Source organism: Sinorhizobium sp. BJ1, from assembly GCF_002531555.1.
Lineage (GTDB): Bacteria > Pseudomonadota > Alphaproteobacteria > Rhizobiales > Rhizobiaceae > Sinorhizobium > Sinorhizobium fredii_B.
On sequence record NZ_NWTH01000002.1, the window covers coordinates 123,260 to 137,274 of the forward strand.

Here is a 14,015-nt window from a genome sequence, read left to right on the forward strand (position 1 = left end):
ACCACTCTTCAGAGTTTGTTAACCATGTTCCCGTTAGCTGGCCGCATCGAAACGATGGGTTAACCAAAGTGACCAGCTGGTTAACAGGCATGACGCCGATCATTCGTTCCCGGCGGCGATCCGGAATGTTTCTTCATTCTAATGCCATTCGAGGGGCGAACAGACCATGACCAGCATCCTGACCAACACGGCGGCGATGGCCGCGCTTCAGACCCTCCGCGCGATCGACGACAGCATGGAGACGACGCAGGCTCGTGTTTCATCAGGGTTGCGCGTTGGCGAGGCGGCGGACAATGCCGCCTATTGGTCGATTGCCACCACCATGCGTTCCGACAATATGGCGCTTTCCGCCGTTCAGGACGCGCTCGGTCTTGGTGCCGCCAAGGTAGATACCTCCTATGCGGCGATGGAAAGCGCCATCGAAGTCGTCCAGGAAATCAAGTCGAAGATCGTCGCCGCTACCGAAGAGGGTGTTGATAAGACGAAGATCCAGGAAGAAATCGACCAGTTGCAGGAGCAACTGATGTCGATCGCCGAATCAGCCTCCTTCAGCGGCGAAAACTGGGTCGCCGGGGACGCGGCCGTCAAGAGCGTGGTCTCTGGCTTTGTGCGCGCCTCCGATGGTACCGTTTCGGTGAAGACGACCACCTACACGCTCGACGATACAGCGACCGGCAATTTGCTCTTCGGCGGTGACGGCGCTGGCGCCATCGTGGATACCAACGGCATTCTCGGCACCACCGGCGGCGCGACGATCGGCGTTTCCATCTATGCTCTCGATATCACTGGCTTCGACACCACCGAAATGGCCGAAGCGCTGACCCTTGTCGAAGATGGCCTCCAGGCGATGACGAGCGCCGCCTCGGAGCTCGGCTCGATCTCGATGCGCATCGGCCTGCAAGAGGAATTCGTCGCGGCGCTGACCGACTCGATCGACTCGGGCATCGGCCGTCTCGTCGATGCCGACATGAACGAGGAATCGACCCGCCTGAAGGCCCTGCAGACGCAGCAGCAGCTCGCCGTCCAGTCGCTGTCGATCGCCAACACCAATTCGGAAAATATCCTCCAGCTCTTCCGCCAGTAGGATTGATTGGCAGCCGGTTGAGGCTGCAGTCCCTGCTATCACTTTTCCAGGCCGCGCAATCGTTGCGCGGCCTTTCGTCTTTTCGAAGCTCCCGGCCCCCGCACGCTAATGCAAGCTTTTCTTCATACATCTTAATCGTCGGTTAACCGCGTTAACCATTTGTTAACCATTTCGCATTAACGCTTTGTTAAGCACGATGGTCTGTCCACTCAGGGCAAAACGGTGGGCAGCGCGCATGACGCCGTACCATCGCTCCCGGTTTCCCGCCCGGAATGTCTTCGATCTCCCATCGACAGGGGCGATAGCCAATGACCAGTATCATGACCAACGCTGCCGCGATGGCGGCATTGCAGACCTTGCGTTCGATCAACAGAAATCTGGACGAGACCCAGAGCCGCGTGTCCTCCGGCTATCGCGTCGAGACCGCCGCGGACAACGCCGCCTATTGGTCAATTGCGACGACGATGCGGTCGGACAACGCGGCGCTCTCGACGGTGCAGGATGCCTTGGGCTTGGGCGCGGCCAAGGTCGATACCGCCTATGCCGCCCTGGACACCGTCATCGACCTGATGAGCGAGGTCAAGGCGAAGCTAGTGGCGGCACGCGAGCCGGGCGTCGACAAAAGCAAGATCGACAAGGAGATCTCGCAGCTCAAGGACCAGCTGGTGTCGGCTGCCCAATCGGCATCCTTCTCCGGTGAGAACTGGCTCTACAACGACGCAAGCGCCGCGGTCGGCACGAAATCGATCGTTGCCTCCTTCAACCGCAGCGCCGACGGTAGCGTCTCCGTGACGACGCTCGATTACGATACGTCGGGGTCCATTCTCGTCGACGTCCAGGATGCGAGCCGCGGCTTGCTGACAATGGCGGTGGATGCGGATGCACTTACCTCGGCCCCCACAGGAACGGCCCGCGAATACTACCTGATCGACGCCGGTAGCCCTCCTGCCGGCACGGAGATCGCGCTTTCCGATGCTACGACCGACAGCGAGCTGGACGACATGATCAGTGTCGTCGATGACCTCGTCAGCCAGTTGACCGATTCCGCCGCGACCTTGGGCGCGATCACCAGCCGCATCGAAATGCAGGAAAACTTCGTCGCCAACCTGATGGATGTGATCGACAAAGGCGTCGGCCGCCTCGTGGATGCCGACATGAACGAAGAATCGACTCGATTGAAGGCGCTGCAGACCCAGCAGCAGCTCGGCATCCAGTCGCTGTCGATCGCCAATACCAACTCCGAAAACATCCTGAGGCTGTTCCAGGAATAGGGCCGCTTTCGCTGCTGCTATAGGCGGATGCTCCGTACACCGTTTCACTTCCGCCGTGCCGCGGTCATCGGCATCCGGCGGGACTGGTTGGACCGCGCTGTTGCCCTGGCGCGGTCCAACACCTTCATTTTCGCACAAGTTTGACCGGCTAATTTCCTTTCGCAGTCTGCTCGGCTGATTGTCGGCCAAAATGATCTTGGTCGTCGTTGCACCGGTCCCGCCTCGGGTCCGCCCTCCGGGAACCGATGCGCATCGAGAATGCTGGTCCTGTCGCTGACGAGAGTGATGAGGACCGAAGGAGACATTATAGACGTGTCAGGCGCTTTGGATTTCTGGACCATGCGGCAGCCCCAGCCTGTCGGGCGGAACGCGCCGATATTGGCTGCGAGCCGTCGGGGGAACCGCCGATGAGTGCGTCGCTCTCCCGCTATCTCAAGGATTTCAGCGCACCGAAGATCGAACTCACGCGGATGACGCCGAAATACTTTCCGGACCTCGAAGCGGACTTCCCCGCCGCAGATCGGTCCCCCCAGAGGCCGACGATGCCCGAGATCGACGTCGAGGCCGAGCGGCGCGAGGCCTTTGTCCAGGGGCGCACGGAAGCCGCCGCCGAGCTGACTTTGGAGCATCAGCGGGAGCTCGCCGAACTCAAGGCGCGTCACGCCGAGGAACTAGACGCCGTGAAGCATCGCCTGGCGGAAGAAACCGCTTCGAAACTCGCTGCCGGCTTCGCTGAGATCACCGAGCGGCTGGCGCTGGCGCTTGGCGATCAGACGGCGCGCGTGCTTGCGCCGGTGATGGAGGAGGCGCTCATCAAGCGTGCCGTCGAGGACCTGGCGACGATGATCAGACAGGGCATCGGCGCCGGAGAGGGCCTCACCATCACTGTCAAAGGATCGCCTGTGCTCTTCGAAGCCCTGAAACAGTATATGGATGACGACATGTTGGCTTTCCGGCACGTGGCGACCGACGATATCGATCTCACGGTTGAGATGGGCGAAGCGGTTCTGGTGACCAGAATGGCGGCCTGGTCCGAGACCGTCCGGAAGGTTCTGGCATGAGCGACGAAAGCCCTCACAATGGCAGGAATGAAATCATCATCGTCAAGCGTTCCGGAGACGGGCACGACGGCCATCATGGCGGCGGATGGAAGATCGCCTATGCCGACTTCATGACGGCGATGATGGCCTTCTTCCTCGTCATGTGGCTGATCAATGCCGCCAACGAGGAAACGAAGGCGGCGATCGCCTCCTATTTCAATCCGGTTCAGCTCACCGACCAGAAGCCCGCGGAGAAGGGCCTGAAGAATCCTGCCAAGGATGCCCAGGGCGAAGAGACGCAGCAGCGGTCGAAAGCGGATGGCGCGCAGGCGAAATCCGGCGGCTCGGCCAAGACCGGCGACCAGTTGACGGCGACCTCGGGCGAGGAAACCAAATATTCCGACGCCGACTTCTTCGAGAATCCCTACTCGGTCCTCTCCGAAATCGCCCGCGAGGTCGGTCGGCAGGCCAATATCAGCGTGAGGGGCGAGGGCGGTGCCGCCCAGTCGGGGCCGGCGACCGGCGCAGACGGCGGCGAAGCCTACCGCGATCCGTTCGATCCCGATTTCTGGACCAAGCAGGTCGAAGTCAAGGACGCCGGCAATGCGACGGAGAGCGAAGTCGCGGCGGCTGTGAAGGATGCCGCGCAGGCCGACGCTGCCCAGGTTGCCCCTCCCAGCGACACGTTGGCGAGGACCGCAGATGCGGCCGCCAAAGGCGAGACGCCGCTCAACGAAAAACCAGAGGCACAGGAGCAGCAGAAGGCTGCCGAAGCCCTGAAGGCCGAGATCGAGAAGGCGATCGGCGGCGAGGCGGGGCGGCTTCTCGAGGGGCTGGTGGTGACGCCGTCCGAAGGCGGGCTGCTGGTTACGATCAGCGAGCAGACGGACGCGCCGATGTTTGCGGTGGGATCTGCCGTTCCTCAGAAAGAACTCGTCCTCGCCATGGAGAAGATCGGCAAGCTGCTCGGCGAACGCCAGGGGGCCGTAGCGATCCGTGGTCACACGGATGGTCGTCCGTTCAAGGACGGAACCTATGACAACTGGCGGCTGTCGGCGGCGCGTGCCCAGAGCGCCTATTACATGCTGGTCCGCGGCGGGCTCGAGGAGGAACGCGTCAATCAGATCAGCGGCTTTGCGGACCGGCGCCTGCAGGTGGCGAACGATCCCTATGCGGCCGCCAACCGGCGCATCGAAATCCTGTTGCAGTCGGGGCAGGGTTGAGCGAGATGCTGAAGCGGCTGCGCGCCATCCTGGCGACATCTGTTCTTGCGGCTCCGCTCGCGATCGGCCTTGCGCATGCCAGCGAGACGGAAGAGCTGGCGCCGTTCAAGATGGTCAGGTCGCTGCAATACGTCCAGGATTCCGTCGTGCTCGGCGATCATTCGGCGATCGAGATGCAGCGCTTCATGCTGGGCGAGATCGACAAGCGCCTGAGGGTCGCCGAGGAAACGACCTTTCGCGATCCCCGCAACGTCGATGCGGCGCTCGTCTACGTGATGAGCGGCGGCAATCCCGAAACACTGGATTATTTGACTGACAGGGATGTCGAGGGCAACTTCGATGCGCGGGTGACGGATGCGCTCAGGCAGTATCTGCGCGGCAAGGGGCCGTTGATCGTCGAAAATCTCTCCAAGGCGGCGCCCGAATACAAGAACTCCCGCGTTGGTCCGTACCTGTTTCTGATCCTCGGCAACGCCACATCGCAGCAGGATCCTGTGGCCGCGATGAAATTTTACGACTGGGCGCGTCTGACGGCGCCCGGCACGATCATCGAGGAGGCTGCGCTTCGTCGCTCCGTATCCCTTGCAGCCCGCGCCGGCGACCCGGGCAGGGGTTTTCGCTACGCGCTGACCTATGCGCGTCGCTACCTGACGTCACCATATGCGAGCCAGTTTGCCGACGTCTTCGTGGATCTGGCTGTGGCGAATTTCGACGGGGCGGTCGAGCAGAAAGTTTCGGAAATCCTCGCCTTCATGGACGAGGCGCGCCAACGCGAGGTCTATCTCCGCGTCGCAAGGCGGGCAGCGATCGGCGGCAACCAGACGCTGGCGCGGTTGGCGTCCAGTCGAGCCGAAGAGCTTGCCCGGGATGGCGGCGGGCAATCGCAACTGCTGGCGAGCTTCTACGAGGGGCTTGCGGCCGTGCCGTCTGAGGACGTCTTCACAGCGGCACAGACGCTGGCAGCAATTCCGGATGAGAAGCTGTCGCCGCGAGACCGTGCCCTCCGGGAGGCGGCCAGGGCGATTGCGGAGGAGGTTGTGCGACTACCGCAGGATGAAAGCCCCGCGCAAGCGTCCATGCCTATACCGGAAGTCGACATTGGCGCCACGAGCGATGGCGGCGAAACAGGAGAAACCGGAAGCGGCATGAGTCCCTTTGCCAAGGCGGGTGATACGGTGCCAGCCCCGGATGACGAACCGCCAGTTAGCGCGGAGACCGCTGCCGCATCCGATCCGGCTCTTGACGGTTTCATGGCCAATGGGCGCTCGAAGATCAAGGAGATCGATGCGCTCCTAGCGGAGGAAGAACTATGAGGCCACTTGAAGAGACGTTCCGCGCGCCCGCCGCAGCGATCGGTGCCCGATCCGGTTCCCGGCAGGGCGGAAACGAGCAAGCTGCAGGAGAGCCCGGCGCCTTCGAGAGCGCGATCGCCGATGCCGGCCGTCAGAAGGCATCGAACCAAGCTGTGGCTCAAGACCCCGGACAGGGTGCGGTCGATTCTTTGGCGGACGGTGCGCAGGCCTCGGCCGCCGAGTTCACGCTCGGCAATGGCCAGGCAGGCGTCTTGATGGCGAGCACCGTCACGGGAGCCGGTCGCCTTTCGACGCCTTCGGTGCAAGGCGGCGGACAGGCCGAGGCGGAAGGGGCGCTCCAGAAAGACCAGACCTCCTCCGAACTCGGTGCTCTCCGCGAGGATGGAAACCGCCAGCGTTCGGCGGGCAAGGCATCGGTCAAGAGCGACGAGGCCGGGGAGCCGGACGGGACTGCGGTCACCGTGAAGCCGAAGGGGCACGCGCCGGCGGAGAGCGGCGCAACAGAGACGGTCGAGGCGAGGGCGACGTCGGAGGGTGATACGAGCTCCGCCGCGCCGCCGAACGGCTCCGTCAGCGACCTTCTGACGCTGCTCGCCGGCAACGCGCCGCCGGTCACGGACATTCAGATCACCGACAAGACAACACCTACGACGGGTGACCGCGCCGCTGCAGCCGAGATAGTCAATGTCACGGTGGACGCTGCTGCCGGGGGCAGCGATTCTCGGACCGAACAGCAAGATGACGTCGGGTCCGACCGCCTCTTCCGCTTCGCACGCGCCGACGGCAAGGGGCAAGCGGTCTCGATGACCATTTCGCCGGACGGCGAAGCAACTGCCGTCGAGAACAGCAGGTCTTCGGCGAACGCCAAGGCGGAAACCGTGACCGTTCTCGAGGCGCGCCGCTATCTCGGAATCGCGATGAACGATAACTCCGCGTCGGTGACGGGTGCGATCGCCGGTGACGGCGAATGGGCGCAGGCGCTCCAGTCGAGCGCCGTGTCGGCGCAGTCGGAGGCGTTGCGCCAGGCCGGCAAGACGCTGAACACGCTCAAGATCCAGATGCATCCGATCGAACTCGGCACGGTCACGGCCACGCTGCGCCTGAAGGACGACGAACTGCAGGTCGAGCTGAAGGTGGAAACGGGCGAGGCGTTCCGTCAATTGCGCGATGACCAGGGCGAGATGGTTAAGGCCCTGCGCGCCCAGGGCTTCGCGGTCGACCAGGTCAACGTCGTGTTCAATGCCGGCGGCGATGCTTCGAACGGCAGCGGTTCGCAGCCGCAGGCGCAGAGCCAGCTCGGCCAGTCCGGCCGCGAACGGGCCGGTGACGACGGCGGCCAGGGGCGCCAGCGGCAGAATGGCGGCGAGGCTGCAATGATCGAGACATGGAGGGGCAAGGATGGAATGGACGATGCGTCTGGCAGCGTTGAGCGCGCTCGCACTGGTCACGTCTACATGTAGCGCCCTTGCGAGCGCCGGCATCTGTGAACGCGAGATCGCGTCCGCTGCGGCCAAGTACGGCATCCCTACGGGGATTCTTTACTCGGTCGGCCTGACGGAGACCGGCCGCAAGGGATCGCTGCAGCCCTATGCGATGAACATTGAAGGCAAGGCGTACTTCGGCACGAGCGTCCAGGATGTCCTCAGCCGATTCGGTGCGGCACGGGCGCAAGGGGCGAAGCTCATCGATCTCGGCTGCATGCAGGTCAACTATCATTTCCACGGCGAGCATTTCAGCTCTCCGGGGGAAATGCTTGATCCCCGAAAGAATGTCGACTATGCCGCGCGCTTCCTCTCCAATCTGCGCGCCAGGCACGAGAGCTGGACGATGGCGGTTGCCCGCTATCATGCCGGGCCGAACAATGATCCGGCGCAGAAGAAATATGTCTGCCGGGTCATCGCGAACCTTGTCGCAACGGGCTACGGCAAGTGGACGCCGAACGCGGCGCAGTTTTGCCAATAATCAATCATCAGTTGTGATATTCACCCCCGTGTCGCATTGTGGCTACAATGCGGAGAGATTGTGATCGCAAGGGCTAATTGTTGTGATGCGTTAACTTTTCCACACCAATTTAGTGTCATCGTTAACGGGGACATACTAGATATAGATCAAATCGGCACACATTCCTTAATCAACTATTAAAACCTCCCATTAACTTCCTCTAGTTGTTCGTGAATCCCCGGATTCGTACTTCTCAATCAGCGAGACACCCATACTGATTCGGAGGCGGACGAATGATCGTGGTGGTTGATGAAAGAGAGCTTGTGAAGAATGGCTACGCATCCCTGTTCGGGCGCGAGGGCATTCCTTCGACCGGCTTTGATCCCAAGGAATTCGGCGAGTGGGTGAACACCGCCGCCGATTCGGACATCGATGCGGTCGAGGCGTTCCTGATCGGCCAGGGTGAAAGCGCTTTCAGCCTGCCGCGCGCGATCCGCGACCGCTCCCAGGCGCCGGTGATCGCCATGAGCGAAACGCCGTCGCTGGAAAACACGCTGGCGCTGTTCGACTGCGGCGTCGACGATGTCGTCCGCAAGCCCGTGCACCCGCGGGAAATCCTGGCGCGCGTCGCGGCGATCCGCCGGCGCCTGAAGGCCATCGCCAACTACACCGACATCGGGCCGATCCGCGTCTTTGCCGATGGCCGAGACCCGGAGATTAACGGCGACGTCTTTGCGCTGCCGCGTCGTGAGCGGCGCATCCTCGAATACCTGGTCGCCAACCGCGGCCGGCGAGTGTCGAAGTCGCAGATCTTCAATGCGATCTACGGCATCTTCGACGAAGACGTCGAAGAGAACGTCGTCGAGAGCCACATCAGCAAGCTGCGCAAGAAGCTGCGCAAGAAGCTTGGCTTCGATCCGATCGATTCCAAGCGTTTCCTTGGCTACTGCATCGACTGGAGCTGAGCCGGACCGACGGAAGGGCGGGGCGCCAAGACAGGTTCACGCAAGGCCCGACTTCTAGTCTCCCACTGAAGCAGGAAACGAGGATCCTCTATGAGTCTCTACGGTACCATGAGAACGGGTGTCTCTGGCATGAACGCCCAGGCCAATCGCCTCAGCACGGTGGCTGAAAACATTGCGAACTCCAGCACCACCGGCTACAAGCGCGCATCAACCGAATTCTCCTCGATGATCCTGCCTTCGAGCAACGGCTCCTACAATTCCGGCGGCGTGGAGACCTCCGTGCGCTACTCGATTTCCGACCAGGGCTCGACGACCTACACGACATCGGCAAGCGACCTGGCGATCGACGGCGACGGTTTCTTCATCGTTCAAGGCGCCAACGGCCAGGAGTACCTGACGCGCGCCGGCGCCTTCGTCCAGGATGACGCGGGCAATCTCGTCAACGCGGCCGGCTTCACCCTGATGGGCTATGAATACGAGGCCGGCGTCGACCCGACGGTTGTCGTCAATGGCTTCGACGGGCTGACCGAAGTCAATCTCGCCTCGGAAGGCCTCACCGCAGCGGGTTCGACGGCGGGTTCGATGGGTGCCAACCTGCCGTCCGGGGCCGCGAACGGCGATGTGTCGACCACTTCGCTGATCGTCTATGACTCGCAGGGCAACACGCGAATCCTGGACTTCAACTACACGAAGGTCGCCGACAATCAGTGGGAGCTGGAGATCGTCGACCGGACGTCAGCCCTCTCCCTCGGAACTGCGACGCTGGACTTCGATTCGGCCGGCGCCTTGATCACTTCGCCGGCGACACTAACGCTGGACCCCACGGCGCTTAATCCGATTAGCGGCACCGGCGCCGAGCTCAACGCGATCACTATCGACTTCTCGGAGACGACGCAGCTTGGCACGTCCTTCACGCCGGATGGCGGCTCCATCGACGGTAACGCGCCGAGCAAGGTTTCCGGCTATCAGATCGACACGGACGGCGTCGTCTACATCAAATACGCGAATGGCGAGCTCGAGCCGCGCTACCGCATCGCTCTGGCGAATGTCCAAAGCCCGGACAAGCTGGTTCCCGAGTCCGGCAACGTCTACTCGCAGGGCGTCGATTCCGGTGTCATCGTGACCGGCTTCGCCGGTTCCGGCAGCTTCGGCGAAATTCTTTCCGGCGCGCTTGAAAGCTCCAACGTCGATATCGCCGACGAACTGACCTCGATGATCGAATCGCAGCGCAACTACACGGCAAACTCCAAGGTCTTCCAGACCGGTTCGGAGTTGCTCGAAGTTCTCGTGAATCTGAAGCGGTAATTCCAACAAGACGGTCCCAGCATGTCGTTGTCCTCGGCAATCGCAATTGCGCAATCAGCATTCAGCACCACCGCCTCGCAAACGGCCACGGTGTCGAAGAACGTCGCCAATGCGAGCAACGCGGATTACTCGCGCCGCATGGCCATGCTGGGCACCACGTCCGACGGTGCGCAGATCGTCTCCATCTATCGGGCGCAGAACGAGGCTTTGCTCAAGCAGAACCTCACGAGCATCTCGCAATCCTCGGCGCAGAGCAGCCTGCTCTCCGGGCTTGAACTGTTGAAATCGGCGCTCGGCGGCAACGACTACGAGACGGCGCCGTCGACCTATCTCTCCGCTTTCCGCAACAGCCTGCAGACCTTCGCCTCGACGCCGGGCAACTCGACGATCGCGGCGACCGTGGTCGCGGACGCTTCGGACCTCGCCAACTCGATCAGCACCACGGCGACCGCGGTCCAGGACCTGCGCCTCGATACCGACAAGCAGATCGCCGAAGAGGTCGACAACCTGAACGCGCTGCTTGCCAGCTTCGAAACCGCGAACAATGCGGTCAAGCAAGCGACGGCATCGGGCGCAGACGCCACGGCGGCGCTCGACGAGCGCGACAAGCTTTTGAAGCAGATTTCGGAGCTCGTCGGCATCTCCACCGTTACCAGGGCGGACAACGATACCGTCATCTACACCTCCGACGGCATAGTCCTCTTCGAGACGCAGGCCCGGCAGGTGACGTTCACGGCAACCTCGGCCTTCGATGCATCGACCACCGGCAACGCAATCTTCGTCGATGGCGTGTCGCTTTCAGCCGGAACCGGCGCCGACACCACCGCGCAGGGAAAGCTTGCGAGCCTTCTCCAGCTCCGCGACGACATCGCTCCGACGTTCCAGTCGCAACTCGACGAGATGGCCCGCGGTCTGGTCAGCCTCTTCCAGGAGGACGGCGGCCCCGGCCTCTTCACTTGGGCGGACGGAACGGTTCCCGCGGACGGCACGATCGAGCCCGGCATCGCGGCAAGCCTGAGCGTCAATGCCGCCGCGCAAGCCGATCCCTTCCTGCTCCGCGACGGCGGGTTCAACGGCCTTGTCTCCAACCCGGGCGGCGCCACGGATCCGAATTCCGGCTATACCGATCTCCTCGATGGCTTCATCACCGCCATGGACGGCGACATCAATTTCGACGCGGCGGCCGGGCTGGACAGCACCAGTTCGATCATGGAGTTCGCCGCCTCGTCGATCGGCTGGTTCGAGCAGATCCGTAGCGCGGCCTCGACAGCCGACGACAACAAGACGGCTCTGTTGGCGCGGACGGAGGAGGCTCTGGGCAATGTGACCGGCGTCAGCATCGATGAAGAACTCTCGCTGCTGCTCGACCTCGAACAGTCCTACAAAGCATCTGCCAAGTTGATCAGTACCGTGGACGCCATGATGGCGTCTCTTCTGGAAGCCGTGAGGTAATCATGAAGACATCCTTCGTTTCTAACCTGGCGGTGCAGAATGCCATGCGCCTGACCATTCAGCAGGGCCAGGAGGAACTGCTGAAGCTTCAGACGGAGGTTTCGACCGGCCGGCACGCGGATGTCGGCCTCGAGCTTGGTTCCTCCACCGCGCGTTCCGTCAACCTGCAGCGCGAGCTTGCTCGATTGGAAACCCTGGTCGACACGAACTCCGTCGTCACGCAGAGGCTTGCATCCTCCCAGGAAGCCCTTGGAACGATGGCGGAGGCGGCCGAGCAGGTCCGCAATACGCTCGTCACCTTCAAGGGCAATGATTCCGTCGACCAGTTGTCTGTCCAGAAGACCGAGATCGAAAGCGCCATGTCGCTTTTCACCGCGTCAGCGAACACCTCCTTCAACGGCGAGTTCCTCTTTGCCGGCATCAACACCGATGTGAAGCCTTTCGAGGATTACGCGGCGTCTGGTTCGGCCGCGAAGACCACCTTCGACGATGCGCTGGCGACCTACATGTCGGCAAACGGCATCTCTTCCATGAGCGACTTCGACCAGGCGCAGATGGAAGATTTCATCACCAATACGCTGGAGCCGCTCTACACCGACGATACGCAGTGGGCCACCGATTGGTCCGCGGCCTCGAGCCAGAACATGACGAGCCGCATCAGCACGTCCGAAGTCGTTCAGAGCTCGACCAACGCGACGACGACCGGTTTCCGGATGTTCGCCCTTGCCAGCGTCATCTCCTCGGAGCTCATGGACGAGGAGATCGGATCGGACGTTCGTGCCTATATCGGCGAGGCTTCGCTCGGCTATGTCGAGCAGGCGATCACGGGACTGACCGCCGAACGCAGCACGCTCGGCATCTCCGAAGCGCGCGTCGAAAAGGCCAACACCTCGCTCGAGGTTCAGATCAAGCTCATCAACACGCACATCACCGATCTCGAGGGCGTCGACACCTATGATGCGTCGACCCGGATGAACACGCTGCTGACGCAGATGGAGACATCCTACACCCTCACCGGACGGATCCAGCAGTTGAGTTTGATAGATTTCCTCTGATGACAAGAGGATAAGGACAAGCATGAAGGATGTCTGAATGTATCAGTTTGCATACGCCGAGATCATGGAGGAAGGCGTAGCCGTTTCCAAGGATCGCGAGTGGCAAGTCCTCAATCGCTCGATCGCGCTCCTGGAAGCAGCAAAACAGCAGAAGGGATACTCAAAGGAAGCGATCGAGGCGATCTATTACACCCGACGTGTCTGGATACGCTTCATCGAGGATCTGCGCGCCCCGGATAACCAGCTCAATGACGAATTGCGGGCCAACCTGATCTCGATCGGGATCTGGATATTGAACGAGACGGAGAAGATCCGCAAACGCGACTCCTCCAACTTCCAGGGCATAATTGATATTACCACCATCATCAGGGATGGACTGAAATGAAGAGCACACTGCGTATCTCGCTGAAATCGGGCGAACGGATCTTTGTAAACGGCGCGGTGCTTCGCGTTGACCGCAAGGTCGCCGTCGAATTCCTCAACGACGTCACCTTCCTCCTGGAAAACCACGTGCTGCAGCCGGAAGACGCCACGACACCGTTGCGGCAGCTCTATTTCATCGCCCAGATGATCCTGATCAATCCGGAAGGCGCCGAGCAATCGACCGCCATGTTCCGCAAGTCGATCGTCATGCTGCTCGCCTGCTTCAAGAACGAAGAAGTGCTGGCGGAACTGAAGCGCATCGACGGCCTTGTCACGCAGGGACGCGCCTTCGAAGCGCTGAAGGCAATCCGCGGCCTCTATCCCGTCGAAGAGCGCATCCTGAACAATCAGGAAATCACGCCGGCCACCATCGACCAGATTCGCAAGGAGATCGCGCCATGGCGGTAAGCGGTGTGTCGTCGAGCACATCGACGAGCACGACATCGACCAGTTCGACGTCGACGAGCGGCACGGACGCGGCTGACGCGACCCTGAACTACCAGAGCTTCCTGAAACTGCTCATCGCGCAGATGCAAAATCAGGATCCGACTGATCCGATGGATGCAACCGAGCAGATCTCGCAGCTTGCGACCTTCTCGCAGGTCGAACAGTCGATCAAGACGAACAGCAATCTGGAGAGCTTGCTGGCGAGCGAAAGCCTGACGCAGGCTTCGACCTACATCGGCAAGACGATCACCAGCAGCGACGGCAAGACGAGCGGCGTCGTCGCCGAGGTCGAGGTGACCTCCGATGGCGTGACCGCGATCACGACCGACGGCAAGGAGATCGCGATCGAGACCGGCATCACCGTGTCGACCACCTCGTCCGACTCGGAAACGTGATCGTCCTCACCGGTTGGAGCGGGAAAGAGGCGAAAACCGCACACAGTTCATCCCGCTCCGCGTACGGGGTCCTCGCTTGACGCGCGCCGTTGATTGTTGAG

General features: G+C 61.8%; 14 protein-coding genes. All 14 read left to right on the forward strand.

The annotated features are described in order from the left end of the window. Nucleotides 1-166 precede the first annotated feature (166 nt). The 14 genes from CO676_RS02915 (at nt 167) to flgD (ending at nt 13,914) form a co-directional block, all read left to right on the forward strand. Nucleotides 167-1,084 (forward strand): flagellin, encoded by a 918-nt coding sequence (locus CO676_RS02915; protein ID WP_014761112.1) that lies wholly within the window; start codon nt 167-169, stop codon nt 1,082-1,084. Between the two features lie 308 nt (nt 1,085-1,392). Next, nucleotides 1,393-2,355, forward strand: coding sequence for a flagellin (locus CO676_RS02920; protein ID WP_014761113.1), 963 nt, complete (start codon nt 1,393-1,395; stop codon nt 2,353-2,355). 407 nt (nt 2,356-2,762) lie between these two features. Continuing rightward, entirely contained in the window at nt 2,763-3,416 is a 654-nt protein-coding gene (locus CO676_RS02925; protein ID WP_097519617.1) for a hypothetical protein, read from the forward strand. After that, nucleotides 3,413-4,618: a MotB family protein gene (locus CO676_RS02930; protein ID WP_097519618.1), complete on the forward strand. Its 1,206-nt coding sequence runs from the start codon at nt 3,413-3,415 to the stop codon at nt 4,616-4,618. The genes CO676_RS02925 and CO676_RS02930 overlap by 4 nt, the downstream gene beginning before the upstream one ends. A gap of 5 nt (nt 4,619-4,623) precedes the next feature. After that, nucleotides 4,624-5,931, forward strand: a complete 1,308-nt coding sequence (gene motC / locus CO676_RS02935; RefSeq protein WP_097519619.1) for a chemotaxis protein MotC — start codon at nt 4,624-4,626, stop codon at nt 5,929-5,931. Then, the gene (locus CO676_RS02940; protein ID WP_097519620.1) at nt 5,928-7,391 is read left to right on the forward strand and encodes a flagellar hook-length control protein FliK; all 1,464 of its coding nucleotides are present in this window, start codon (nt 5,928-5,930) and stop codon (nt 7,389-7,391) included. The genes motC and CO676_RS02940 overlap by 4 nt, the downstream gene beginning before the upstream one ends. Then, complete coding sequence (locus CO676_RS02945; RefSeq protein WP_179875398.1) at nt 7,342-7,893, forward strand: lytic transglycosylase domain-containing protein; 552 nt, start codon at nt 7,342-7,344, stop codon at nt 7,891-7,893. The genes CO676_RS02940 and CO676_RS02945 overlap by 50 nt, the downstream gene beginning before the upstream one ends. A gap of 272 nt (nt 7,894-8,165) precedes the next feature. Next, nucleotides 8,166-8,837 carry a response regulator transcription factor gene (locus tag CO676_RS02950; protein ID WP_014761120.1) on the forward strand — a complete coding sequence of 224 codons (672 nt, stop codon included), beginning with the start codon at nt 8,166-8,168 and terminating at the stop codon, nt 8,835-8,837. Nucleotides 8,838-8,927: 90 nt separating this feature from the next. Further along, nucleotides 8,928-10,142 carry a flagellar hook protein FlgE gene (locus CO676_RS02955; protein ID WP_097519622.1) on the forward strand — a complete coding sequence of 405 codons (1,215 nt, stop codon included), beginning with the start codon at nt 8,928-8,930 and terminating at the stop codon, nt 10,140-10,142. 21 nt (nt 10,143-10,163) lie between these two features. Beyond that, nucleotides 10,164-11,594: a flagellar hook-associated protein FlgK gene (gene flgK, locus CO676_RS02960; protein ID WP_097519623.1), complete on the forward strand. Its 1,431-nt coding sequence runs from the start codon at nt 10,164-10,166 to the stop codon at nt 11,592-11,594. Between the two features lie 2 nt (nt 11,595-11,596). Beyond that, nucleotides 11,597-12,649: a flagellar hook-associated family protein gene (locus tag CO676_RS02965; protein ID WP_014761123.1), complete on the forward strand. Its 1,053-nt coding sequence runs from the start codon at nt 11,597-11,599 to the stop codon at nt 12,647-12,649. A 37-nt stretch (nt 12,650-12,686) separates the two neighbouring features. Then, on the forward strand, nt 12,687-13,034 hold the full coding sequence (gene flaF, locus CO676_RS02970) for a flagellar biosynthesis regulator FlaF (protein ID WP_014327358.1): 348 nt from the start codon (nt 12,687-12,689) through the stop codon (nt 13,032-13,034). Then, nucleotides 13,031-13,480 carry a flagellar biosynthesis repressor FlbT gene (gene flbT, locus CO676_RS02975; protein WP_014761124.1) on the forward strand — a complete coding sequence of 150 codons (450 nt, stop codon included), beginning with the start codon at nt 13,031-13,033 and terminating at the stop codon, nt 13,478-13,480. Before flaF ends, flbT begins: the two co-directional genes overlap by 4 nt. Continuing rightward, entirely contained in the window at nt 13,471-13,914 is a 444-nt protein-coding gene (flgD, locus tag CO676_RS02980; protein WP_014761125.1) for a flagellar hook assembly protein FlgD, read from the forward strand. Before flbT ends, flgD begins: the two co-directional genes overlap by 10 nt. The last annotated feature ends 101 nt before the right edge of the window (nt 13,915-14,015 follow it).